The 24117-nt window shown below is 72.0% G+C and carries 24 protein-coding genes; 12 read left to right on the top strand and 12 right to left on the bottom strand.

The window, feature by feature from the left end:
- The first annotated feature begins 39 nt into the window (after window positions 1-39).
- From OQ02_RS17560 to OQ02_RS17525, 8 genes are all read left to right on the top strand, one after another.
- A complete protein-coding gene (locus OQ02_RS17560; protein ID WP_033439620.1) occupies window positions 40-1008 on the top strand; it encodes an FAD-dependent oxidoreductase in 969 nt (322 codons plus the stop codon).
- A 52-nt stretch (window positions 1009-1060) separates the two neighbouring features.
- Window positions 1061-3316 (top strand): GAP1-N2 domain-containing protein, encoded by a 2256-nt coding sequence (locus tag OQ02_RS17555; RefSeq protein WP_033439532.1) that lies wholly within the window; start codon window positions 1061-1063, stop codon window positions 3314-3316.
- Between the two features lie 323 nt (window positions 3317-3639).
- Window positions 3640-4629 (top strand): 2,3-diaminopropionate biosynthesis protein SbnA, encoded by a 990-nt coding sequence (gene sbnA / locus OQ02_RS17550; RefSeq protein ID WP_033439531.1) that lies wholly within the window; start codon window positions 3640-3642, stop codon window positions 4627-4629.
- 3 nt (window positions 4630-4632) lie between these two features.
- Complete coding sequence (sbnB, locus tag OQ02_RS17545) at window positions 4633-5646, top strand: 2,3-diaminopropionate biosynthesis protein SbnB (protein ID WP_033439530.1); 1014 nt, start codon at window positions 4633-4635, stop codon at window positions 5644-5646.
- Window positions 5643-6581, top strand: coding sequence for a DMT family transporter (locus OQ02_RS17540; protein WP_081915735.1), 939 nt, complete (start codon window positions 5643-5645; stop codon window positions 6579-6581). Before sbnB ends, OQ02_RS17540 begins: the two co-directional genes overlap by 4 nt.
- Window positions 6578-7534, top strand: coding sequence for an NAD(P)-dependent oxidoreductase (locus OQ02_RS17535; RefSeq protein ID WP_033439529.1), 957 nt, complete (start codon window positions 6578-6580; stop codon window positions 7532-7534). Before OQ02_RS17540 ends, OQ02_RS17535 begins: the two co-directional genes overlap by 4 nt.
- 42 nt (window positions 7535-7576) lie before the next feature.
- Complete coding sequence (locus OQ02_RS17530) at window positions 7577-8701, top strand: iron-containing redox enzyme family protein (protein WP_033439528.1); 1125 nt, start codon at window positions 7577-7579, stop codon at window positions 8699-8701.
- A complete protein-coding gene (locus OQ02_RS17525) occupies window positions 8698-9567 on the top strand; it encodes an ATP-grasp domain-containing protein (RefSeq protein WP_051772452.1) in 870 nt (289 codons plus the stop codon). The genes OQ02_RS17530 and OQ02_RS17525 overlap by 4 nt, the downstream gene beginning before the upstream one ends.
- A 64-nt stretch (window positions 9568-9631) precedes the next feature.
- Here the strand turns inward: OQ02_RS17525 and OQ02_RS17520 are convergent, their stop codons facing one another.
- The 9 genes from OQ02_RS17520 to OQ02_RS17480 all read right to left on the bottom strand — a co-directional run bounded on the left by OQ02_RS17520 (window position 9632) and on the right by OQ02_RS17480 (window position 17618).
- On the bottom strand, window positions 9632-10426 hold the full coding sequence (locus tag OQ02_RS17520; RefSeq protein WP_033439527.1) for an ABC transporter permease: 795 nt from the start codon (window positions 10424-10426) through the stop codon (window positions 9632-9634).
- Window positions 10419-11186, bottom strand: coding sequence for an ABC transporter permease (locus OQ02_RS17515; RefSeq protein WP_033439526.1), 768 nt, complete (start codon window positions 11184-11186; stop codon window positions 10419-10421). Before OQ02_RS17515 ends, OQ02_RS17520 begins: the two co-directional genes overlap by 8 nt.
- Before the next feature lie 3 nt (window positions 11187-11189).
- Entirely contained in the window at window positions 11190-12128 is a 939-nt protein-coding gene (locus OQ02_RS17510; protein ID WP_033439617.1) for an ABC transporter ATP-binding protein, read from the bottom strand.
- A 445-nt stretch (window positions 12129-12573) separates the two neighbouring features.
- Window positions 12574-12798 carry a hypothetical protein gene (locus tag OQ02_RS17505; protein WP_033439525.1) on the bottom strand — a complete coding sequence of 75 codons (225 nt, stop codon included), beginning with the start codon at window positions 12796-12798 and terminating at the stop codon, window positions 12574-12576.
- Window positions 12799-12992: 194 nt separating this feature from the next.
- Window positions 12993-13982, bottom strand: coding sequence for a glycoside hydrolase family 5 protein (locus tag OQ02_RS17500; RefSeq protein WP_033439524.1), 990 nt, complete (start codon window positions 13980-13982; stop codon window positions 12993-12995).
- 176 nt (window positions 13983-14158) lie between these two features.
- Window positions 14159-14836 (bottom strand): response regulator, encoded by a 678-nt coding sequence (locus OQ02_RS17495; protein ID WP_033439523.1) that lies wholly within the window; start codon window positions 14834-14836, stop codon window positions 14159-14161.
- A complete protein-coding gene (locus tag OQ02_RS17490; protein ID WP_051772451.1) occupies window positions 14815-15999 on the bottom strand; it encodes a hypothetical protein in 1185 nt (394 codons plus the stop codon). Before OQ02_RS17490 ends, OQ02_RS17495 begins: the two co-directional genes overlap by 22 nt.
- Window positions 15989-17107: a sensor histidine kinase gene (locus tag OQ02_RS41030; RefSeq protein WP_051772450.1), complete on the bottom strand. Its 1119-nt coding sequence runs from the start codon at window positions 17105-17107 to the stop codon at window positions 15989-15991. The genes OQ02_RS17490 and OQ02_RS41030 overlap by 11 nt, the downstream gene beginning before the upstream one ends.
- A gap of 64 nt (window positions 17108-17171) precedes the next feature.
- Window positions 17172-17618, bottom strand: a complete 447-nt coding sequence (locus tag OQ02_RS17480) for an SRPBCC family protein (RefSeq protein ID WP_033439522.1) — start codon at window positions 17616-17618, stop codon at window positions 17172-17174.
- A gap of 63 nt (window positions 17619-17681) precedes the next feature.
- On the opposite strand from OQ02_RS17480, the gene OQ02_RS17475 reads away from it, so the two are divergent.
- Window positions 17682-18617: a helix-turn-helix transcriptional regulator gene (locus tag OQ02_RS17475; RefSeq protein ID WP_033439521.1), complete on the top strand. Its 936-nt coding sequence runs from the start codon at window positions 17682-17684 to the stop codon at window positions 18615-18617.
- A 70-nt stretch (window positions 18618-18687) separates the two neighbouring features.
- On the opposite strand, the gene OQ02_RS17470 is transcribed toward OQ02_RS17475, so the two are convergent.
- Window positions 18688-19026 carry a DUF1330 domain-containing protein gene (locus tag OQ02_RS17470; RefSeq protein ID WP_231500086.1) on the bottom strand — a complete coding sequence of 113 codons (339 nt, stop codon included), beginning with the start codon at window positions 19024-19026 and terminating at the stop codon, window positions 18688-18690.
- Window positions 19027-19179: 153 nt separating this feature from the next.
- On the opposite strand from OQ02_RS17470, the gene OQ02_RS17465 reads away from it, so the two are divergent.
- Complete coding sequence (locus OQ02_RS17465; protein ID WP_033439614.1) at window positions 19180-19941, top strand: SDR family NAD(P)-dependent oxidoreductase; 762 nt, start codon at window positions 19180-19182, stop codon at window positions 19939-19941.
- Window positions 19942-19959: 18 nt separating this feature from the next.
- Here the strand turns inward: OQ02_RS17465 and OQ02_RS17460 are convergent, their stop codons facing one another.
- Window positions 19960-20877 (bottom strand): SDR family NAD(P)-dependent oxidoreductase, encoded by a 918-nt coding sequence (locus tag OQ02_RS17460; RefSeq protein WP_033439613.1) that lies wholly within the window; start codon window positions 20875-20877, stop codon window positions 19960-19962.
- A 118-nt stretch (window positions 20878-20995) separates the two neighbouring features.
- Between OQ02_RS17460 and OQ02_RS17455 the strand changes: the two genes are divergently transcribed.
- Complete coding sequence (locus OQ02_RS17455; RefSeq protein ID WP_231500085.1) at window positions 20996-21532, top strand: TetR/AcrR family transcriptional regulator; 537 nt, start codon at window positions 20996-20998, stop codon at window positions 21530-21532.
- Here OQ02_RS17455 and OQ02_RS17450 read toward each other — a convergent pair.
- Window positions 21520-23022, bottom strand: a complete 1503-nt coding sequence (locus OQ02_RS17450; protein WP_033439518.1) for a flavin-containing monooxygenase — start codon at window positions 23020-23022, stop codon at window positions 21520-21522. The genes OQ02_RS17455 and OQ02_RS17450 overlap by 13 nt on opposite strands.
- On the opposite strand from OQ02_RS17450, the gene OQ02_RS17445 reads away from it, so the two are divergent.
- Complete coding sequence (locus tag OQ02_RS17445) at window positions 23021-24094, top strand: AraC family transcriptional regulator (protein ID WP_231500084.1); 1074 nt, start codon at window positions 23021-23023, stop codon at window positions 24092-24094. The genes OQ02_RS17450 and OQ02_RS17445 overlap by 2 nt on opposite strands.
- Window positions 24095-24117 lie beyond the last annotated feature (23 nt).

Raw genomic sequence — 24117 nt, 5'->3', positions numbered from 1 at the left:
CGGATCTCAGGGCCACCGAACGAGAGAGCGGGAGTGAAGATGACGGACGCGGTGGTAGTGGGGGCAGGTGTCATCGGCCTCACCACGGCGGTGTGCCTCGCCGAGGCGGGCCTCGATGTCGCGATCTGGGCCGAGCGCGGCCCGTTGCAGTCGACGTCGGCCGCCGCCAGCGGGCTCTGGGTGCCCGGCTACACCTCCGACCGCGAGCTGCGCTGGAGCCTGGTCGGCCTGACCGAGTTCACCGCGCTGCTCGACGACGACCACACCGGGGTCCGGCTGGGCCGGGGCCTGGGCGTGACCGACCTGTTCGACAGCCCGCAGGAGTTCCACGAGCACCTGCCGGAGCTGGAACTCGTGGACCAGGCCGAGCTGGGCGACAGGTTCCCGCTCGGCTGGTGGTCGACGGTTCCGCTGATCGACATGCCGCGCTACCTCGCCTACCTGTCGCGCCGGTTCCACGAGGCGGGCGGCACGCTGGTCCAGCGGCACGTGGACGACCTGTCCACTTGCCTCGAAACGGCGCCGGTCGTGGTGAACTGCACGGGCGTCGGGGCGAAGCACCTGGCGGACGACGACGAGGTGTTCCCGGTCCGCGGGCAGCACGTGGTGGTCCGCAACCCCGGTATCGACCACTGGTACATGGAGGGCGTGGAGAGTCCTTTCTGGACCGGGTTCTTCCCGCACGGCAACAAGGTGCTGCTCGCCGGCGTGTCCCAGCACCACAACTGGAACCTGCTGCCCGACCCCGCCGACTCGGAGAGCATCCTCGAGCGCTGCGCGGCGGCGGAGCCCCGGCTGCGCGACGCCGAGGTCCTGGGGCACCGGGTCGGCCTGCGCGCGGCGAGGAACAAGGCGCGGCTCGACGTCGAGCACCGCCCCGGCGGCCGGATCGTGCACTGCTACGGGCACAGCGGTTTCGGCGTCAGCCAGTCCTGGGGGTCGGCGAGGGAGATCGAATCCCTCTGCACGGGCGTGGAGGAGGCTCCGCGGGAGGCCGTGTCCCCCTGACCTGGTTACCGTCAGCACGACGACGGTGTGCCGGCGGGGCGAGGGGGTAGTGATGGCGGTGAGCCAATTGCACTACACGTCGTGCGAGGACGGCCTGGGCGGCATCCAGGGGTTCCAAGTCAGCGCGATGACGCCGGGCGCCCCTCGCCCCCTCGCCGAGCTCGCGGTCCGGTCGAGCGTCTACGAAGTGGGTCCGGCCTTCGTGGGGCGCTCGGCCGACCGCGACCTCGGTGGGTTCCCCGTCGCGTTCGGCCACGTGGCGTCCGGCCGGGCCGCGGTGGTGTTCCAGAGCCGGTACGCGGGCGTGGACTTCGCCGGCAGGCCGGGCAACTACTTCACCCACGCCCTGCTGTTCGACGACGCGGAGCGCGACCTCGGCGACGTGCTGCCGATCGACCTGTGGGGCAGCCCGACGTGGGCGCACGGCCGGGTCGACGCCACCGCGCTGCCCGCGTTGCAGTCGCTCGCACCCGGCGACGAGACGAACCTGCCGAGCACCCGCCGGTTCCTGGGCCGCCGGGGTGCGACGGCCGCGCTGGAACGGGTGCTCGGCGCGACGCAGCGGGCGCTCGTGTCGGGCCGGGGCCGGCTGGTCCTGGTGGTGCCGGACGACCGGTCGGCCGCGCTGTGGATCGCCGCGACGTGCCGGTCGTTGCCGCACCCGCTGGGGCTGCGCGTCTCGTTCACCACGTACACCGCGCGGCCCGGCGAGTCGGGCCTGCTCCTCAGCTGCACGACCCCGGACGTGCGGCTGCCCGCCCGGGGCGACTTCACCGTGATCGACCTGACCACGGACCGGCCGCGGGACGCCGGCGGCACGCGGTACGCGTCGGCGGTCGCCCAGCTGTGGGACCGGGACGCCGTGCCCGCCGCGCTCGACCTCGCGGCACGCGCCGACCCGCGCCTCACGCCGGCGGAGCTGGACACGTTCGCGGTGCTGCTGGAGGTGGTGTTCGACCTGCCCGTCGCCGCACCGCCGGACGAGGAGCTGCTCCTCGCCGCCGTGCGGCTGGCCGTGGACCGGATGCGCCGGTGCCTGCCCGAGCACGCGTGGGCGCGGATCGCGGAGCAGGTGCGGGACAGCGGTGGCCCGGTGCGCGCGGTCGCGTGGTCCGAAGTCCTGCGCACGGCGCGGCACCAGGGCGAGCCCGTGCCGGCGAAGCTCTACGGCGCGTACGTCATGGCGGCGCTGGCCGACCCGGAACGCCTGTGGCTGCCGCACATGCCGCCGGCGGACCTCGACGACATCGCGGAGGACGCCGTGCTGCCCGCGCTGACCGGTGCCACTCCCGCGGTGCTGGAGCGGCTGGCCGAGCAGCGTCCCCTGGTGGACGCGCTGGTCCGGGTGCTGGACCGCCGGCTGGTCGACCAGCGTGAGGTCGCCCGGCTGGCGATCGCGCTGCCGCCGGACGTCGCGCGGGTGCTGACGGGCCGGGGCGGCGAGCGGGTCCGGTTGCTCACCGACCTGGTGTCGGCCCGGCACGGCGCGCTGGACAAGGTGCGGGTGATGGCCGACCCGTCGCGCCGCCTCACCGTGGACTGGCGGCAGTTCGGCTCGGTGCTCTGGCCGGAGGAGCCGTCCGCCGAGGACTCGGTCCGGCTGCTCCGGCACGTCCCGGAGCAGGTGCTGGTGGACAGCAGGCTGAGCTCGCGGATCGTGGCGCGGGCGCTCGACCTCGCGGGCCGGGACGACTTCGGCGGTGCGGGGGCCGAGGTGGTGGAAGCGCTGCTGCGGTCACCCCTCGCGGCGTACCTGCGGAAGAGCGACCGGGACGGGCTGAAAGCGGCCGAGAGCATCGCGCACCTGGTCGGGTCGACGCCCGGCCGCGGCAGCGAGCAGGTCGTGCCGGCGGCCATCGCGACCGCGCTCGCCCTGCGGAACGAGGTGGGCGACCGGCTGCTGGCCGCCGTCGCGTCGTTCGTCCTGCGCGCGGCCCCCGAACTGCACCGCGACCTGCTCGACCGCGCACTGGGCGAGCACGGCCGGGAATTCCTGCCCGCCTATCAGCGGGCGGCACGAAACCACCTCTCCGCCGCACCGGCCCACCACGTCGCCGCGGTCGTCGTGCTGTGGTGGGGATTGGACGATCCACCGGCCAGGGAGGCACTGGTCGAGGTAACGCTCGCCGCCGCTCTCCGCAAGCGCCGGAGCAGACATCTGGACCGGGTCGGCTCGTCACTCCAGCCGATGGCGAACACGCTCGGCGTCGCCGCGCCGAAACCGGACTGGACGACGTGGTGGCGGGGTTGGCGGATGCGGCACGAGCACCGCGGGCTGTTTTCCCTGTTCGGACGGGCAAAGGGGTGATACGGGCCGGACGGCGCGGGCTGACGCGCAGAATGAATCATTCTTCCGCGAAATTATTTCGACGTGTGGTGTTTCCGAAGCGATCACGTGCACGGAACGTTCCGGACCGGGTCAGGGTGGTACGACCACGTCCGGACCCCACCCTGCGAGAACGTGCGGGTACCCGCCGAACAGCGTAGCGCCGCGAACATCGGTCGACCGCTCCCATAGTTCGCCAAACACTCTCCGTTACGTGTGATCCACATCACGATTGACCTAAAAAATTCTCATATGTAACGTGGTGGAAACATCGACGGTTAGGGGTCGTCGACCATGGGGGAAATGTGATCAGAGATCGCGTATACGACATTGTCACGGATGAGATCTACCTCCGATTACCCGGCTGGGTCGACAAAGCGGACATCTACCTCAAAATCGAAGGCCTGAATCCGGCCGGTTCGGTGAAGCTGAAGACCGCGATCGCATTGATCGAGGACGCGGAGATCAGCGGTGTGCTTTCCCCCGGCGGCCGGGTGGTCGAATCGTCGTCCGGCAACCTCGGCATCGCGTTGAGCATGGTCTGCTCCGTGAAGGGCTACCCGTTCGTCTGCATCACCGACCCCAACGCGTCCGCCCGCAGCGTCGCCACGATGCGCGCGCTGGGTGCGAGGGTCGTCGTGGTCTCCGAGCGGGACGCCAACGGCGGCTACCTCGGCACGCGCATCGCCCACCTCAAGCGGATGCTGGCCGAGGACCCGACGCTCACCTGGACCAACCAGTACGCCAACGCGGCCAACCCCAGGGCGCACTGGGAGCGCACGGCCGCGTCGATCCTCAAGGCCGTGGAACGGGTCGACTACCTGTTCGTCGGCGCGGGCACCACCGGGACGTTGATGGGCTGCGCGGCCTACTTCCGCGAGTTCTCCCCCCGGACCCGCATCATCGCCGTCGACACCCTCGGCTCGGTCACCTTCGGCCACCCGGCCGGGCCGCGCCACATCCCCGGACTGGGCACCAGTCGGACACCCGAACTCTGCACACCCGATCTCGTGGACGACGTCGTGCTCGTCGACGAGGCTGACGCGGTGCGCGCCTGTCGCGGCATCGCCGCGCGTTACGGACTGCTGGTCGGTGGTTCCACCGGCTCGGTGGTGTCCGCCGTGCGCAGCCGCGGCGCGGCCATGTCCGGCGCGAGCGTCGTGGCGCTCTCACCGGACCTGGGCGACCGCTACCTCGATACCGTCTACAACGACGACTGGGTCACCGCACGTTTCGGACCCGAGGCACTGACCGACCGTGAACTAGCGGGCACGCCGCTCGCTTTGGGGGGTTGAACGTTGTTCTCTTTCAACGTCGTGGGCGGCACCGTCGCGCGCGACATCATCGGCGCGGCACGGCGGGAGATCGTGGAGGTGGTGCGGTCGGCGTACCTCACCCACCACGCGGGGCAGTCGGTCAACCCCAACAGCTACTTCCTGCGGTTCCCGGACAAGCCGAGCGCCCGGATCATCGCGCTGCCCGCCTACCTCGGCGGCGACTACGGCGTGGCCGGGATCAAGTGGATCGGCAGCTTCCCGCAGAACATCGAGCGGAACGTGCCGAGGGCGTCCGCCGTGCTGCTGCTCAACGACTACGAGACCGGCTACCCGTTCGCCTGCCTCGAGGCGTCCCAGATCAGCGCGGCGCGCACGGCCGCGTCCGCGGTGCTCGGCGCGGAAGAGCTGCTGGGCTCGCGCAAGGCGCGCCGGATCGCCGTCGTCGGCTCGGGCGTGATCGGCCGCAACATCGTGGAGTTCTTCGCCGCCCGTGACTGGGAGGTCGAGGAGTTCTCGGTGTTCGACAAGGTCGAGCAGTACGCCGGGTTGTTCTGCGACCACATCCGCACCACCATCGGCGCCGCCGCCCAGCCCGCGGCCTCGCTGGAGGCGGCGATCAAGGGCGCCGACGTGGTGGTGCTGGCGACGACGGCCGCCGAGCCGTACATCACCGACCCCGGCGCCTTCGCCCCCGGTCAGGTCGTGCTCAACGTGTCGCTGCGGGACATCGACCCGGGCATCATCCTGTCCTCGCACAACATCCTCGACGACGTCGACCACTGCCTGACCGCCAACACCTCCCCGCACCTGGCGGAGCAGGCGTCCGGCAGCCGCGACTTCATCGACGGCACGCTGGGCGGGCTCATGCTCGGCGAGGTGTCGATCGGCGCGGACAAGCCGCGGATCTTCTCGCCGTTCGGCCTGGGCGTGCTCGACCTCGCGGTCGGCGGCTTCGTGTTCGGGCGTGCGGTCGAGCAGCAGACCGTGGTCCCCATCGACGGGTTCTTCGGCGAGACGGAACGGTGGAGTTCGTGAGCACTCCCGCTCCCGCCGCGGCGGCCGGCACGAAGAAGTACGCCGTCCTCCTCGGCTTCCTGGGCGTGCTGGGCTTCAGCATCACGCTGCCGGCCACCCGGTTGGCCGACAGCGCGTTCGACGGCTGGACGGTGGCCTTCGGCCGGTCCGTCATCGCCGCGCTCATCGGTGCGGCCATCCTGGTGGCCAAGCGGCAGCCGCTGCTGCTGCCCAAGGCCGAGCTGAGGCCGATGCTGCTGGTGGTGTTCGGCGCGGTCGTCGGCTTCCCGCTGTTCACCTCGCTGGCGCTGGAAACGGTGGACAGCGCGCACGGCGCGGTGATCACCGGGCTCATCCCGGCGGCGACGGCGGGCGCCGCGGTGCTGTTCGCCGGCGAACGCCCGCGCCGCAGCTACTGGATCGCGCTGGTGATCGGCCTGGCGGGGGTGCTGAGCCTGCCGATCGTCCGCGGCCACGGCCAGTTCCAGCTGGCCGACCTGCTGCTGCTCGCCGCGGTGGTCGTGACCGGTGTCGGCTACGCCCAGGGCGGTGCGCTGGCCAGGAAGTACGGCGGCTGGCGGGTGATCAGCTCGGCGCTGGTCCTCTCGCTGCCCGTCGTCGTGCCCATCACGGTGGTCTCGATGGTCCTGGAGCCACCGCGCGACGTCACGGCGGAATCGTTGGCGGGCCTGGCCTACCTGAGCGTGATCAGCATGCTGCTCGCGTTCTTCGCCTGGTACGAAGGGCTCGCCCGCGGTGGCGTGGCGCGGATCGGCCGCCTGCAACTGGCCCAGCCGGTCATGACGCTCGTCTGGTCGGTGCTGCTGCTCGGTGAGCACATCGACCTGGCGACCGGCATCGCCGCCGCCGTGGTCCTCGGCGCCGTGGCGGTGGGCCGCAACGCACGGGTGGACACGACGACGCCGGCGCCGTTACCGGCCAAGGTCGGCACATGACCGGGCACGCCCTGCTGGTCACGCGTCGGCTCGCCCCCGGCGTGGTCGACCGGCTCCTCCCCTCGTTCTCCGTGACGCTGCACGACGACGACGCGCCGATGCCGAGGGCGGACCTGCTGGCCGCCGTCCGCGGCCGGGCCGCCGCGCTGACCACGCTGGACGACGTCGTGGACGCGGACTTCCTCGACGCCGCCGGACCGGACCTGCGGATCGTGGCCAACCACGCCGTGGGCACGCACAACATCGACCTGGCCGCGTGTGCGGCGCGCGGTGTGGTCGTGACGAACACGCCCGGTGTGCTGACCGCCGCCACCGCGGACCTGGCGATGGCGTTGCTGCTCGCGGCGACGCGACGCCTGGGCGAGGGCGAGCGGTGGGTCCGCTCGGGCAAGCCGTGGGGCTGGGCGCCGAACTTCCTGCTCGGCGTCGAACTGTCCGGCACACCGCTGGGCATCCTCGGCCTCGGCCGGATCGGCCGTGCCGTCGCACGCCGCGCCCGCGCGTTCGACATGCCGATCAGCTACCACAACCGCACCCCGCTCACCGACGAGCCGGACGCGCGGTGGCTGCCGCTGGACGACCTGCTGGCCACCGCTCAGGTCCTGGTCGTCAGCTGCCCGCTGAACGACCGGACCCGCGGCCTCCTCGACGCGGCACGGCTCGCGCTGATGCCCGCGGGCGCCGTCCTGATCAGCATCACGGCGGGCGTGGTGGACGAGCCGGCGCTCGCCGACGCCCTCGACCGCGGCGCGCTGTTCGCCGCCGCCGTCGACAACCACGCCAACGAGCCCGAGGTGGCGCCCGAACTGCTGCGGCAGGAACGGGCCGTGCTCACACCCCACCTGGGCAGCGCGACCGTGCGCACCCGGCAGGCCATGGGGAACCTCGCCGTCGACAACATCCTGGCCGTGCTCGCGGGCGAAGCCCCGTTGAGCGCGGTCCGTCCCGCCTGACCGATTTCAGGGGCTTCGCGAAGCTCGGAAGGACAGAACCGCGTGAGTACACCGACGACCAAGGCCTCGGACGGCGCGATCAAGCAGCAGCTGCCGTCGTCACTGGGCCACGGGCGGCTCAAGCCGTTGCCCGACGAGACGAACCGCTTATACGACTACTACTGGCCGCCGGTCCCGGCGTTCGAGGGGTTCGACCCCGAGCTGTCCAAGTTCATGTCCGCCTCCGCCGACGAGCAGCGGGAGGTGCTGGCCGGGCTGCGTGACGACCCCGCCGAGCACGGCAGCTTCCTGCACCGGCACCTGGCCGAGATCTACGCCCACTCGTTCGGCTACCGCGACGGCGCGTACACCAGGCACACCGACGACGAGGCCGAGAAGGCCATGTTCAGCGCGAAGATCACGCTGGAGCGGGAGTTGTTCGACCACTGGTCGACCACCGACCCGGAGCCCGAGTTCGCCGACCAGTTCGAGGCCGCCGACTACCTGGACGAGTTGGCCGCGACCAACCCCGGTGTCGTGCACCCGCTGTTCGAGTACCTGCGCGACGAGGCGCCGCGCGAGCAGCTGGAGCGGTTCCTGCAGTGCGAGCTGATCCGCAACGAGGTCGTCGACGACGAGGTCGCGCTGCTCGTGGTCGGCTTGCAGGGCATGCAGAAGGCGGTCGCCGCGGCGAACCTGTGGGACGAGTGCGGGCGCGGCAAGCTGGAGAACTTCCACACGTACTGGCTGCGCCGGCTGCTCAGCGCGACCGACGGCTGGAACGCGCTGTACGAGTACCGCGAGAACCACCCGTGGTTCGCCAAGTTCACGTCGAACCTCAACGCGGCGCTGCTCACCCGGCCGTCGCGCAAGATGATGGCCTACGGCTGCTTCCTGGTGTTCGAGAGCTGGGTCGAGCCGCACTTCGTCCGCATCCTCGACGGCCTGACCCGGGTCGGCATCCTGGACGACGAGGTGCGCATCTACTTCACCGCGCACGTCAAGATCGACCCGCGGCACAGCCAGGAGCTGTCTGACGGCATGCGCCTGCAGCGGCCACTGCTCAGCCCAGACGAGGTTCGCGACATCGTGCAGGGCGCCCACATGGCGTCCAGCGCCGGCAAGCGGCAGTTCGACCACATGCTGGCCTACTTGAAGTCCATGAACTCCGAAGGAGACCAGGCATGACCCCGTCCGTCCGGCTCGTCACGGCCGCCCACCTGCCCGACCTCGCGCCGGACGACCAGGAGCTGCTGCACGCCCTGCGCCGCGCGGGCGTCGAGACCGACGTCGCGGTGTGGGACGACCCGGCGGTCGACTGGTCCGAGGCGGCGGTCACGGTGATCCGCTCGGTGTTCGACTACCACCTGCGCAGCGACGAGTTCCTGGCGTGGGTCGACCGGGTCGAGCCGCTGACCTCGTTGCAGAACTCCCCCGAGATCATCCGGTGGAACTCGCACAAGTCGTACCTCAAGGCGGTCTCAGAGGCGGGCTTCCCCATCATCCCGACGGAGTGGGTCGAGCGCGGCAAGTCGGTCGACCTGCCGTCCGTGCTCGCGGCGCGCGGCTGGCCCGAAGCCGTGGTCAAGCCCGCGATCTCCGCGTCGGCGCACGGCGCGCTGAAGGTGTCCGCGGACAACCACGACGAGGCGCAGGCGCACCTGGACGGGTTGGTCGACAAGGTCGACGCGCTGGTCCAGCCCTACCTGTACGACTTCGAGACCACCGGTGAGTCGTCGGTGATCTGGCTCGGCGGCGAGCAGACGCACGCCGTCCGCCGTCCGTCCGGGATGCACACGTCGCTGGAGGTCGCGCACGTCGGCGCGCCGCTCCAGCCCGCCGCCGAAGAGGTGGCCCTGGCCACCGCGGTGTACGACTGGATCACCCCGAAGCCGCTGTACGCGCGGATCGACCTGCTCAACACCAAGGACCACGGTCTGCTGGTGCTGGAGCTCGAGCTGGTGGAGCCGGCCCTGTACCTGCGCCACTCCACCGCGATCGCGGACAAGTTCGCCGCCGGCGTGCAGCGCCTGCTGTCCGCACCGGTGAGCTGATCCCGGACCGCACCACCGGTAGCCGTCGGGTGCTCCCCGGCGGCTACCGGCGTTGTCGCGTCGGTCAGCCGCTGAACTCGATCGTGCCGTCACGGCGGCCACGGCGGACCATGCGGTTGAAGCTCACCGCCGCCACCGCCAACCACGCCGCCGCGACACCCAGCTCCAGCACGAGGTTCAGCAGCACCGTCGACGCCGGCCCTTCCGCGATGAACGCCCGGATCGCGGTCAGCCCGTGCGTCATCGGCAGCACGGACGTGACGGCGCGCAGCCAGTCCGGCCAGTACGACGTCGGCACGTTCACCCCGCAGAACGTCATCAGCACCAGGTAGCTCATGTTCAGCGCCAGCCACCGCGCCGACGGGAACCCGAGCACGAACGACGCGACGCACGTCCCGTAGCAGTAGCACGACAAGCCGACGACCAGGACCATCAGCGGCACGAGCGCGGCGCCCGGCCACGGCAGGCGCACGTCGAACAGCGGCGGCAGCACCAGGAACGCGGTGGTGGACACCGCCACGCCCGACCCGAGGTTCACCAGCCCCCGACCCAGGTACACGGTCAGGTGCGTGGAGGGCGCGGCGACCATCAGCGCCAGCGTGCCGGACTGCCGTTCACCCACGGCCAGCAGGATGACCACGGTCGCGTCGATGGCCATGATGGCGACCAGGTTGCCGACGAGCAGGTAGTCGACCTGCTCCTGCGACCCGAGCATCCGGCCGATCAGCGCGTAGAAGCACGCCTGGACCAGCAGCCGGGACAGCCACATGAACGTCCACGACTTCCACGTCTGGAACGCCGAGTACATGGTCCACGACGCGATGAGGCCGTGCTTGAGCACCCGCAGCTGGTCACGCATACGTCACCGTTCCCACTTCGCGCGCCCGGCGCAGCGCCAGCGCCACCAGGACCCGACCGCCGACCAGCGCGGCGACACCGAGGCCGACGATCGCCAGCAGCCGCCAGCCGGTGCCCGAGACGGGTCCGGCGGCCATGGAGTCCCGCATCAGGTCGGCCGACGACGACAGGAAGATCACGTGGGACAGCGGTTGCAGGAACTCCGGCAGGTACTGCACCGGCACCATCACGCCGGACAGCAGGTAGATCGGGAAGCTGAGGAAGTTCAGGTAGTGGTGGGCCTGCTTGGACAGCAGCATGGACGCCGCGAGCAGCAGGCTGGTGCCGGTCATCGCGAACACCGACGCCGCCATGGCCGCCCAGAACACCCACGGGTGGTGCACCGGCGGTGTCACGCCGAACAGGAGCTTCCCGAGCAACCACGTCTCGCCGAGCGGGACGACGCCCAGCACCATCACCGCCGAGATCCGGCCCAGGTAGACGGGGTGCACCGCGCCGGGTGCGGCCATGCCCAGCTGGAGCGTCGCGTTCCAGCGCTCGCCGACGAGCACTTCCGCCGCCAGCCCCGTGGAAAAGCCCCACAAGCCGATCAGGGTGGGCGCGAGGAACGCGTTGGCGACCAGGTCGGGACGGGCCGCGTGCATCACGATCGACAGCAGCATGACGACGGTGAACGGGATCGTGCACAGCGTCAGCAGGTCGTCGGGCTGCCGGCCCATCAGCCAGAACTGGGTGCGCGCCCCGGACAGGAACAGGCGCACGGCTCAGATCTCCATGCCGCGGCGGCCGATGAGGTCGAGGTAGACGTCCTCCAGCCGGGGCGGCACGGCGTGCACCGACCGGACCCCGTTGTCCAGCAGGAAGTCCAGCACCGCGCGCGCCGACCTGTCGTCGGTGGTCTTGACCCGCAGCAGGCCGTTCCGGGTCTCCGTGTCCACCACGCCGGGGATGCCGGTGACGTCGAGCGCGGTCTCGGCCTCGACCCAGCGGTGCAGGCCGGACATCTCGGCCAGGCCGCGCGGCGACTCGGTGGCGAGCACCCGGCCCTTGTCGATCAGGGTGACGCGGTCGCAGACCTCTTCGGCCTCGTCCATGTCGTGGGTGGTGATGAGGATCGTGCGGCCCTCGTCGCGCAGTTCGGCGATGAGCTTGCGGAAGTCCCGCGCCGCCACCGGGTCCATGCCGGTCGTCGGCTCGTCGAACAGGATCAGCTTCGGGTCGCCGATCAGGCCGCGCGCCAGGTGCACGCGCTGCTTCATGCCGCGCGAGTACGTCTCCACGAGGTCGTCGGCCTTGTCGGCGAGGCCGAGGCGGCCCAGCAGCTCACCGGCGCGCACTTCGGCCCGAGCGTCCGGGAGCTTGTACAGCGCGGCCCAGTAGCGCAGGGTCTGCCGCGCGGTGAGCTTGCCGTAGAGGCCGCGCTCGCCGCCGAACACGATGCCGATGTGCGGCCTGACCTTGTCCGTTTCGGCGACGACGTCGTGGCCGAGGACTTCGGCGGTGCCGGACGTCGGCAGCAGGATGGTGGACAGGATCTTGCACAACGTGGTCTTGCCCGCGCCGTTCGGCCCGAGCAGGCCGTGCACCTCGTTCGTCGGCACGTCCAGCGTCAGCCCGTCGAGCGCGGTCACCTCCTCGCCCTTCGGCCGCCACCCCTTGCCCTTGCGGTACGTCCTGGTCAGGTTCCGGACATGGACGCTCACGGTCACCCCCCGGTGGTTCACCGCGACGCTACCGAGCTTTCGCAGCCCTCAGGAACCGCATTAGCGCGGAGACCGTGGTCGATCCGGCGGACGTCCTGGTGGGAAGGGCGCCAGAGGAGTGGCGCGGGGGGAGGTCAAGTGGCGGCTCACCCACCGGACCGCCGACCGGGTGCTGGTCGTGCCGACCGACGGCGAACCCGACCCGGAATCACGAGGGGACGGCGCCGCCGGCCGCCGGCGGACCGCAGGTGATCGCGGCGGCCTTCACCGGCGACGGCGACGCCGTGGTGACCACCGAGCCCTTGTCACCGCCGAGCCGGGCCACCGGATGACCCGCCGGCACACCGCGCCGGACGAGTGGACCGCATCGCCCGCGCGTCGGCCGGCCGCGACCTCACCGCAGGCGCGATGTTTGTCGACGCGGTGTCTGCCGGCGCGGTGTCTGCTAGCGGGAGGCCTGCTCCAGTGCCACCAGCGCCGCGGCGAACTTGAACTGCTTGTTGGTGCCGAGGTCCCGCACCGTCTTGATGTTGAACGCGGCGGCCAGCTTCTCCGCGTCGCCCGCGCTGACACCGGCCAACGCCGCGACCGGGGCGTCGAGGATCTTCGCCAGCTCCAGTTCCTCGTACGCCTTGTCCAGCTGCTTGTCCAAATTCACCGAAATAGCCACGGAAGGTTCCCTCCGAAGTGCCGCATGCGAGGACCCGCGAACCGTAACCGCACGCCCTCGCATCGGTCACGGCCCAGCTCCGCGATGCCACCCGATCGGGTGAGGTCCGCGCGGCGGGGGGAGATCGTCGGCGCTGACGCCGACCCCGCCGCCGGTCCGTCCCGGGTGGACGGTCGCCCGAGTGGGCGGTCGCCTCAGTAGACGGTCGCCTGCCGGGACGTGTTCCGGATGCTGTTCTGGCTGCTGGTGAAGACGTGGTCGCCCCACCACGTCAGGCTCGACCGGTTGAAGCCGTTCGCCATGTCGAGGTAGCCGACGTCGCTGCTGTTCCCGCTCCACGACCACGCGAGGTAGCCCAGCCGGCGGGACTGGGCGGCGGCCATGATGGCGCCCTCGTCCACCGCGCCGTCGGAGTGCCAGTGGCCGAACTCTCCGACGACGATGGGCAGCCGGGCGTTCACGAACGAGTCGAGGTACGAGTAGACCTCCGCCGACGTGTCGTACACGCCGTACATGTGGACGTCGAAGACGGTGTTGCGCTGCGGGTCGGAGTCGAACACCGAGGACGCGTTGTTCCGCATGGTGTTCGACCAGTCCTGGCCCCAGTTCGGCGCGGTGGCCATGAGCGTGTGGGTGAAGCCGTTGGACCGCAGGCGGGAGATGGCGTTGCGGGTGTCGCCGGCCCAGTTGCCGGCGGTGTTGTTGCCGTGCGGCTCGTTGCCGATGTTGATGATGACGTACTTCTCCTGGCCGACGAGCGCGCTCTTCACCCCGATCCAGTAGTCGACGGCCGTGTTCAGGTCGATCGCGCCGGCCTGCTCGCCGTACCCGGTGGTGTCGTGCGCTTCCAGCACGCAGACCAGCTTGTCGGCCTTGCACCGGGAGACGATCGCGGCCACCGCCGAGGTGCTGGTCCAGGTCCACCGGTGACCGGTGCTCAGCACCACCCGCACGGTGTTGGCGCCCAGCGCCTTGACGTCCTGGAGCGCCTGCGGCGTCCGGTCCGGGAACCAGGTGTGCGCGTGGTTGACGCCGCGCATCACGAACTCGCTGCCGTTGGCGTCGTAGAGCCGGCCGCCGCTGACGTAGAAGCCGTTCGCGGCGGACGCCGCTGGGGTGCTGACCAGCGGGACGACCGCTGCGAGCAGGACCACCGCGGCGGCCAGTGCCCATCGTCGGATCATGTCTACCTCACCATGTCGCCGTTGACATCGTTGACATACGCCGCGCCGGTGACGTGGCCACCGCGCCCCGCACAGTGCGGACTTAACCGGTTAACCAGAGGGTCGTCAAGCCCCGGTGTCGGGTGAACACCTGACACCGCCGGCCCGGCCCCGCCGGCAGACTCCCGGTGGACGACCTAAGGGGAGGCGGCCTGGTTGAGTTCGGCCAGCGTGATGACACCGTCGTCGAGCGCCCGCGTGACGAGTTCGCTCTTGGTGCGGGCGGCCCGGCCGACGTTCGCGTACTTCACCCGGACCCGGGCGATGTACGTGTCGACGGTCTTGACGGTGATGTGGAGCTTCGCCGCGACCAGTTCCTTGGACGACGACGCGAACCACGCCCGCAGCACCTCGGTCTCGCGCGGGGACAGGCGGGGGCGGTCCGGTGTGTCGTCGGCGGCGAGCGCGCCGGACAGGGAAGGCGCGGTGTACGGCTGTCCGTGCGCGACGGCGCGGATGGCGGGCACCAGGTGATCGGGGCCTTCGCGCTTGGTCAGGTAGGCGAGCGCGCCGAGGTCGATGCACTTGATCGCGGTGGCGTTGTCGGCGTGCTGCGAGTACACGACCACTCGGCGCCCGGCCTCCACCAGCCGGCGGAGTTCGCCGAAGTCGGGTTTGCCCGGCACCAGTTCCAGGTCGAAGATCACCACGTCGGCGTCGGCGCCGGGCGGTGTCCAGACGCCGGCGAGCCGGTCGCCCGCGTCGATGAGGCCGATCGGCGGCTCGGCTTGCTCGCACCAGTACCGCACGCCGGCCGAGATCGCCGCGTGATCGTCGACGATCACCGCCGTGATCAGCTCGCCGTGGGCTTCCATCGGGCCTCCATCCAGACCGTGCCGCCACTGCTGAAGGTCTCGACCCGCACGCCGGTCTCGCCCCGGTCCCCTGCGACGCCGTCCACCGCAACGTCATCCACCGCAACGTCATCCACCGCAACGCCGTCCCCTGCCACGCCGTCCCCTGGCACGCAGTCCGCCACCACGTTGACCGCCACCACGTCGCCGTCACCGACCACGGTGACCCGCGCCCACGAGTCGGCCGTCGCGAGGGCGGTCAACGCGGCGTCGGTGAGAGCGCGCCGCACCGCCACCGGCGGCACCGGCCACCGGCCCCGCGCGTCCAGCTCGACCTCCACGCCCTTGCGGTCGGCGATGTCGGCGCAGTGCCGCAACTCGTGCATCAGCGGGTCCTCGACCGTGTCCGACTCGGCGAGCAGCCGGCGCATCCGGGCCGCTTCGATGGCGCTGCGGCGCTGCACCGCCGGGTCGGACGGCGCGAGCGAGCGGTCGGCGAGCCCTTCGAGCAGCGGCACGGTCGTGCCGGCGAGGTCGGCGAACCGCTGCGCGCGCCGGCGGTGGGCCGCCTCCGCGACGGCTTCCGCCGTGCGGACGCGCTCCAGCTCCCGCGTGGCCGTGGCAGCCGCCGTACCGATCCGGTGCAGCACGGCCGCCACCACGGCCACGCACAGCGGGAAGCCGAGCACCGACACCGAACCCGTGGCGAACCGCGCCAGCGAATTGCGGCTCACGTCGTTCAGCAGCACCACGTTCGCCAGCGCGAGCAGCTCGTGCGCCACGAGGAACGCCACCACGGTCCGCAGTGGACGGTCGAGCAGGACGGCCAGGCCGACCCAGTTGGCCGCCCCGAAGATCCAGTCCACCTCGGTGGAGGTCCTACCGCCCGGCAGGGTCAGGTACGACAGCGCGCAGGCGGCGAGCACCACTGCGACGACCACCCGGTGCGACACCGGCCACGGCCGCCGCAGGACGACCTGCGCCGCCACCACCGCGAGCGCCGCGGCCAGCATGGCGAAGGCGACGAGCTGGACCACCGGCAGGTCGTGGTCGTCCAGGTGCCGCACCAGGTTCAGCAGGCCGAGCCCGAACAGGATCGCACCGGCGACGACGACCATCGCGATCCGCAGCCCGCGTTGTAGCTGTGCCGTGGTCTGCCGGCCGAGGTCGTCGTCAGCCACCATCGGCCCGCCACTCCAGCCGCACGACCGTGCCCACCCCTTCGGCGGAGGTGATCGTGGCCAGGCCGCCGACCCGGTTCATCCGGCCGGTCACGGACTCGCGCAGACCGCGCCGGGCCACCGAGCCGCCGGTCGTCCGGAATCCCCTGCCCTGGTCGACGATCTCGACGCGCAGCCCGAGCGGGTCGCCGTGCAACCGGACCTCCGCCCGGTCCGTGCCCGCGTGCCGGCGCACGTTGTTCAACGCCTCCTGCGCCGCGCCGGCGATCGCGCTGGCCACGTCGAACGGCAGCGGCAGCCGCCGCGGGACGTCGAGGTCGACCACCAGGTGGCCGGCGTCGAGGTCCGCGCGCAACAGGTCGACCAGGTCGGCGCGCTCGGGGGCCGACCCGCCTTCGGAGCGCAGCCGGTCCAGGTCGCGCCGGGCCTGGGGCGCCAGCCACCCCGCGCCGGGCGGCACCTGTCCGGTGCCGACCATCAGCAGGGTGGTGGCCGCGGTGTCGTGCAGCGAGTTCGCGAGTTCGCGTTCTTCGGCCCGCACGGCCGCCGCCACCGCCGCCTCCCGACGTGCTTCCTCGGCCTTGGCGGCGATGCGGTCGGCGCGCTCGGCCGCGCGGGCGACGAGCACCCAGGTCGCCCTGGACATCGCGGCGACCGCGAGCACCCACACCTGCGACGCGCTCGGGCGCATCCCGGACGCGGCGGTGATCGCGAGCATCCCCCCGCCTGCCGCCAGCGCGGCCACCGCGCCGGTCAGCGGCGTCGTGTGCCACTGCCACGTCATGCAGGCGAAGGCGACCAGGAGCCGGAGCCACCCGGTGTTGGCCGTCACCAGCGCGTCGGCCCAGAGGAGGCTCAGGCACACGCCCAGCAGCACGGCGACGTCGAGCACGACCGGGACGACGAACGGGCCGTCGTGCCGGCTCACCCACCACGCGTACGCGCAGGTCCAGACCGCCGCGACGGCGAGCGTGAGCGCCACGGCCGGTGATTCGCCGAACGAGGTCCGGAGCAGCGCGATCGCGACGATGAGCGGCAGGGTCGCGACCCGCACGACGGCGCCGTACCGGCGACCGAACCGCCCCAGCAGCCGCGCGGCCTCCCCCTGCACCCGTCACCCCACCCGCCGTCAAACCGGTCAAAAGTCCTGGCGGTGACGTTACCGGTCAAGTCGATCACCCGGACGGCTTATCGGCAGATGCCGCCAGGGCCTGCACGAGAGCGGCGACGACCCCCTTCCAGTGCCGGCGCTGCTGCTCGCGCTCGGCGGCGTCGGCCAGGCGCTCCTGGTGGACCACCAGCCTCGCCCGCCCCGTCCCCGCGGAGCTGACCGTCAGCTGCAACGTCGTGTCGTGCGCCCAGTCGCGCGGCTGCCACGTGAGCCGGACGCGGTCCAGCTCGCGGAAGCCGCGGGTCTCGCCGCGCACGCCCGCCGCGGTCTCGTAGCCCTCACCGGGCTCGGACGACACGGTGACGCCCTCCCCCAGCCAGATCGCGACGCCCTCCGGCGACGTGATGAAGTCCCACACCTCCGCGACCGGGTGGTCCACGGTCTTCGACACCCCGATCTGCCACCCGGCGTCCCGGGTGTGCCCGACCTCGTTCCGCGTCTTCTGCGCCATGCGATCCAGTGTCGGCGCATACCCGGACGGATGCTGTCAGGGTAGGGAACGGACGATGGGCGGGTGAACACCACCAGCCGCCGCCTGGAGACGCTGGCGCTGCTCCAAGCGCACCCCGGCATCTCCGCCACCCGGCTCGCGGCCAGGCTCGGCGTCACCGAGCGCACGGCGCGCCGTGACGTCGCCCGGCTCCGCGAGATCGGCTACCGGATCGACGCCGAAGCCGGTCGGGAGGGCGGCTACCGACTGGCGTCCGGCCGTGCGATGCCCCCGCTCCTGCTCGACGCGGACGAGGTGGCCGCCGTCGCCATCGGGCTGCGCACGGCGGTCGCCGTGGACGGCCTCGAAGCCGCCGCGATCACGGCCCTGGCCAAGCTGACGCAGGTCGTGCCGTCGCGCTGGCGCACCCGGCTCACCGCGCTGGCCGAGGTGCAGTCGCCGCCGTCCCGGCGCGGCGCGGACCGCGACGTGCTCATCCCCGTCGCGATCGCCTGCCGCGCGGGCGAAGCCGTCCGCCTCCGGCACCGCCGGCACGACGTGGCGGAGGCGAGGCCGGTCGACGTGCAGCCGCACCGCCTGGTCACCCTGCGGGGCCGTTGGTACGTCGTCGCCTGCCCGCGCGGCGCGGCGGCCTGGGTCGTCTACGCCCTCGACCGCGTCGACCACGTCCAACCGCTCGGGACGCACTTCACGGTGCCCGGACCGCCGGCCGACGCCGCCGCGTTCGTCACGGACGCGCTGGCACACGGGCCGTCGCGGCACCGCGTGCGCGTGCGGGTGCACACGTCGGCGGACCTCGTCCGTGAACGGGTGGACCCGAGTGTCGCCACCGTGGTCGACAGCGACGACGACGAGTGCGAGCTCCACTTCGGCGCCGACGACCTCGACTGGGCCGCCCGGTGGCTCGTCTACCTCGACTTCGACCTCGACGTCGTGGAACCGGCCGCGCTCGCCGACCGGCTGCGCGCCCTCGGCGGCTGGCTGCGCGACCGGTACTGAGGGCTCAGCTGGTCGTGGTTCGGATGAGGGTCCTGCGGAGCGCTGCCCGACGAGGCCGGGGTGTTCCCTCTCAGCCCCACGGGGTGGTCGCCTGGAGCACCGCCTCGGTCAGCGCTCCGGTCCGCAGGCGGGTCACCTCCTGGTACTCCGGATCGGCGACCATGCGGCTGAACGCGGCGCGGTCGGGGTAGCGCACGACCACCACGGCGTCCCAGCTCTGCCCGTCTTCGGCGACCAGGGCGGTGGAGCCGGTTCCGGCGTAAAGGACTTCACCGCCGTAGCGGGGCAGGAACGTCTCGTGCAGCCGACGCGCGTACTCCTGGTACGACTCGAACCCGCCGTCGGCGAACCGCAGCAGGTTGAGCATGACCACCGGCCCACCCGGGTCCTCGGCGAGCAGTCGCTTCAAGTCGGCACCTCGCGGGTCAACGGCCATGCCGCCAGCATGCTGCCCCTCGCTCCCACCCGCATCGGTAGATCCACCGTCCCCCGATCCGGCCCGGGAGCGGGCCGTCGACGTGGAGGCGCGCACTGGGAGCGCTCCCACGGTAGGGTGCCCGCCATGGCGAGCGTTCTGGTCACGGGGTCGGCGGACGGTATCGGTCGGGAGACGGCGGCGACGCTGGTCGGGCTCGGGCACCGGGTGGTGCTGCACGCGCGTGACGCGGCACGGGCCGGGCAGGCGCTGGCCGCGGTGCCCGGCGCGGCCGGTGTCGTGATCGGCGACCTCGCGTCCCTCGACCAGACCAGGGAGCTGGCGGCGGCGGTCGAGCCGTGCGACGTGGTCGTCCACAACGCCGGGCTGGGCGGCGGCCTGCCGGAGCGCACCGTCACCGACGACGGCCTCGAGCTGCTGTTCCAGGTCAACGTGCTCGCCCCGTACCTGCTCACCGCCCTGATGCCCCGCCCCCGGCGGCTGGTCTACCTCACCTCGGGCCTGGAGTCGCAGGGCGTCGCGGACCTGGACGACCTCCAGCACGAGCGCGGCCCGTGGAACGGGATGCAGGCGTACTCGGACTCCAAGCTGCTGGACGTCGTCCTCGCGTTCGCGGTCGCCCGCCGGTGGCCGGACGTGATCAGCAACGCGGTCGACCCCGGCTGGATCAAGACCAAGCTGGGCGGCCCGAACGCCACCGACGAGCTGCCGAAGGGCGCGGACACCCAGGTGTGGCTCGCGACCTCCGACGACCCCGCCGCCACCGTCACGGGCCGCTACTTCAAGTGGCGTGAAGACCTGCGCGCCAACCCCGCCGCGTACGACGTCGAGGTGCAGGACCGCCTGCTCGACGCCTGCGCGGAGATCACCGGCGTCAAGCTGACGTGATCAGCCCGGGGACGCGGGTCAGCCCAGCGTCTCCTCGCTCACCTGCCACAGCCGGGCCGCGGCCTCCGGGTCGAGCGCGTAGGCCGCGACACCGTTGACCATGTTGCCGTCGTTCGGCAGGGCCTCGGCGCAGTCCTCGAAGTACCGCCCGCCGACGCCCTCCAGCAGCGGTGACGTCGCCACCAGCACCGACGTGGCCGCGCCCTGCTCCGGCGTCTTCACCCGGAAGCCCTGCTCGACCGCCTGGTCGATCATCGACTCCATCTGCCGCGGGTCGACGTGCCGCTGGAGGTTGGTCCGGATGCCGCCCGGCATCAGGGCGTTCACGGTGATGCCGTCGGCCGCCCAGCGCTTGGTCGCCTCCACCGCCAGCAGCACGTTCGCCGTCTTGGACTGCCCGTACGCCGCCCACGGGTCGTAAGGCCGTTCGACGAAGTGGATGTCGTCGAAGACGACCGGCGACATGAGGTGCGCGCTGGAACTCACGGACACCACCCGCGCGCCCTCGACCGCGAGGAACCGGTGCAGGCCGGTGGTCAGCGCGAAGTGGCCGAGGTGGTTGGTCGCGAACTGGAGTTCCCAGCCCTCCGGCGTGCGGGTCTCCGGCGCGGCCATCACGCCCGCGTTGTTGACCAGGATGTGCAGCGGACCGTCCCAGCCGGCCACGAACGCCGCCACGGACGCCCGGTCCGCGAGGTCGAGCGGCGCCACCCGCACGGTGCCGTCGATCCCGTCGGCCACCCGCTGCCCGGCGGCGGTGTCGCGGACCGCCAGCGTGACCTCCGCGCCCGTCGACGCCAACGCCTTCGCGGTCTCCACGCCGATGCCCGACGCGCCACCGGTGACCACCGCGCGCCGGCCGGTCAGGTCGATGCCCGCCACGACCTGCGCGGCAGTCGACGCCGCGTCGAACGGCGTGGTGATGTGCTCGGTCATGATGTTCCCCAGTCTGCTGTCGTACACTGAAGCGGAGGTTCCTCCGTTACGTTCGACAGTATGCGGAGGCCCCTCCGCTTGGCATTGAGAGCTGCGTCACCCCGACCACGGAGGCATCGTGTCCCGCCCGCTGCGCGCGGACGCCCAGCGCAACCGCGACCGCTTGATCGAGACGGCCCTCGCCGCGTTCGGCCACGACGGCTCGGACGTGACGCTGGAGTCCATCGCCAAACGCGCCGGAGTCGGCATCGGCACGCTCTACCGCCACTTCCCCACCCGCGAGGCACTGGTGGAGGCGGTCTACCGGACCGAGTTGGGCAAGCTCTGCGACGCCGCGCCCGAGCTGGTGCGCACCCTGCCGCCGGACGAGGCGACCAGGGCGTGGATGGACCGCTTCGTGGCCTACATGACCACGAAACGCGACCTCGGGGACGCGCTGCGCGCGGTGATCGCCAGCGGCGGCGACCCGTACGGGGAGAGCCTGGAGCGGCTGACCCAGGCCGTGACGGTGCTGCTGGAGGCCATCGACCGCACGGACGTGGTCCCGCTGGACGTGCTGGCCACCCTCGGCGGCATCGCGATCGGCGCGGGCGAGGTCGGCCCGTCGGACGGGATGCTCGACCTCGTGATGAACGGCCTGCGCTACCGGCCCTGACCGACCGGCGCGGACCGCTTCACGGCCCGGCGCGGCGTGCCGACGAGCTGCCGGCTCAAGTCGCCCCGAAGCGTCGCCACGGCGTCCAGCACGTAGTTCTGGCGCACCCGCCACGGACCGCGGTCGCCCTGGCGGGGGAACGTGTCGATGGCCCGCTGGACGTACCCGGACGCCAGGTCCAGCAGTGGGCGGCGGTCCAGTTCGCGGTCCGGCGTGGCGACCACCGACGCGTACCCGTGCCGGTCCATGTGGTCGACCACCCGGCACACCAGCCGCGAGGTCAGGTCGGCGCGCAGCGTCCACGACGCGTTCGTGTACCCCACGCACACCGCGAGGTTCGGCAGCCCGGTGATCATCGCGCCGCGCCAGATGAACTGGTCCGACAGCTCCACCCGCCGCCCGTCCACGCTCGGCTCGACCCCGCCCAGCGCCAGCAGCCGCAGGCCGGTGGCCGTGACCACGACGTCCGCCGCCAGCTCACGCCCCGACTTCAGCCGCACGCCGTCCGGTGTGAACGTGTCGATGTGATCGGTGACGACCGACGCGCGGCCCGCGTTGAGCGCCTCGAACAGGTCGGCGTCCGGGATCGCGCACAGCCGCTGGTCCCACGGGTCGTAGGTCGGCGTGAAGTGCTCCCGCACCGCCTCCGAGTCGTTCAAGGCCTTCGCCGACAGCCCGGTGAGCATCTTGCGCGCGGCCCGCGGCCAGCGCCGGCAGAACTGGTAGAACGCCAGCCCGAACAGGATGTTCTTGGCCCGGATCAGCCGGTGCGCGGCGTTCGCGGGGAGCAGTCGGCGCACCTGGTCGGCGAGCTTGTCCCGACCCGGCACCACGCCGATCCACGTCGGCGAGCGCTGGAGCATGGTGACGTGCGCCGCGGTCTCGGCCATCGACGGCACCAGCGTCACCGCGGTCGCGCCGCTGCCGATCACCACCACCCGCTTGCCCGCGTAGTCCAGGTCCTCGGGCCAGAACTGCGGCCGGACGACCTCGCCGCGGAACGACTCGACACCGGGGAACACCGGGTCGTGGCCCTGGTCGTAGTTGTAGTACCCCGTGCACGAGTAGACGAAGTCGCAGGTCAAGGTGCTCTCGGTGACCACGCCCGCGTCGTCGCGCCGACTGACCGTCAACGTCCAGCGCGCCGTCTCGGTCGAGAAGTCGGCGCCCACCACCTTGGTGCGGTAGCGGACCAGCCGGTCGACGCCGTGCTCCTCGGCCGTCTCCCGGACGTACTTGAGGATCGACGGCCCGTCCGCGATCGACTTCGCCTCGCGCCACGGCCGGAACGGGTAGCCGAGCGTGAACATGTCCGAGTCGGACCGCACGCCCGGGTACCGGAAGAGGTCCCACGTCCCGCCGATGACGTCCCGGGCTTCGAGGATCGCTACGGACTTGCCGGGGCACTCGGTGCGCAGCCGGCAGGCCGCGCCGACGCCGGACAGCCCGGCGCCCACGATCACGACGTCGACGTGCTCGGGGGTGGTCATGCGCTCCAGTGTCCTGGAGCCACCTGATCGGTTCTTGACCCGGGACGACAAGTATTTGACCCTGTACGACATGTCGGTGGTCCGGTCCGCGGGGTTGCGGGGCTTCCGGGCGACCGTGGCCGAGCTGGGCGGCCGGGCCGAGGACTACGCGCGCGCGGCGGGTCTGCCGGTGGCCGCGCTGGACGTGGACGACCTGCTGGTGTCGGACGCGGCGCTGGCCGCCGTGCTGGAGGTCGCCGCCGCCGAGCTGCGGTGCCCGGACCTCGGGCTGCGGGTGGCCGCGCGCCAGGACTTCGGCATGCTCGGCCCGCTGGCGCTGGCCATCCAGAACTCGCCGACCGTGGCGGACGCGCTGGAGTGCACGTCCCGCTACCTGTTCGTGCACGCCCGGTCGCTGAGCCTGACGCTGGTGGACGACCCGCACGGCGCACCGGACCTCGCCGCGCTGCGGTACGGGACGCCGCCGGGCCTGCCGCTGTCGGTGCAGGCGACCGACCTAGGCCTCGGGTTCCTGCACCGGTCGATCACGTACCTCCTGGGCGGACCGTACGGGCTGCGGAGCGTGGAGCTGCCGTACCGGCCCGCCGCGCCGCCGGCCGTGTACGAGGCGTTCTTCGGCGCGACCGTCCACACCGGACAGGACGCGCCGATGCTGCGGATGCCGCGCACCCTCGTGCACCAGCCGTTGGCGGGCGGTGACGAGCGGGTGTGGCGGCTGGCGCTGGCGTTCCTGGCCGAGCAGACGGCCGGTGACGGCGCGAGCCTGACCGCGCGGGTGCGCGGTGTGCTCACCAGGTCGTTGGGCACGATCGCGCCGGAGATCGGGGCGGTGGCCCGGCTGGTCGACCTGCACCCGCGCACGGTCCAGCGCCGGTTGGCCGGCGAGGGCACCACGTTCGCGACCGTGCTGGACGAGGTGCGGCGCGAGGCGGCGAAGCGGTACCTGACCACGACGGACGTCCCGATGAGCCAGGTGGCGGGGATGCTGGGGCTGTCCGAGCAGTCCGCCCTGAGCCGCTGCTGCCGCCGGTGGTGGGGCATGACGCCGAGCGCGGTGCGGCGTGGTGCGTGACGTCGCTGTCGCAGCCGGTCAAA

This window comes from Saccharothrix sp. NRRL B-16314 (assembly GCF_000716595.1).
Taxonomy (GTDB): domain Bacteria; phylum Actinomycetota; class Actinomycetes; order Mycobacteriales; family Pseudonocardiaceae; genus Actinosynnema.
This window is presented reverse-complemented; position numbering and strand designations above follow the sequence as displayed.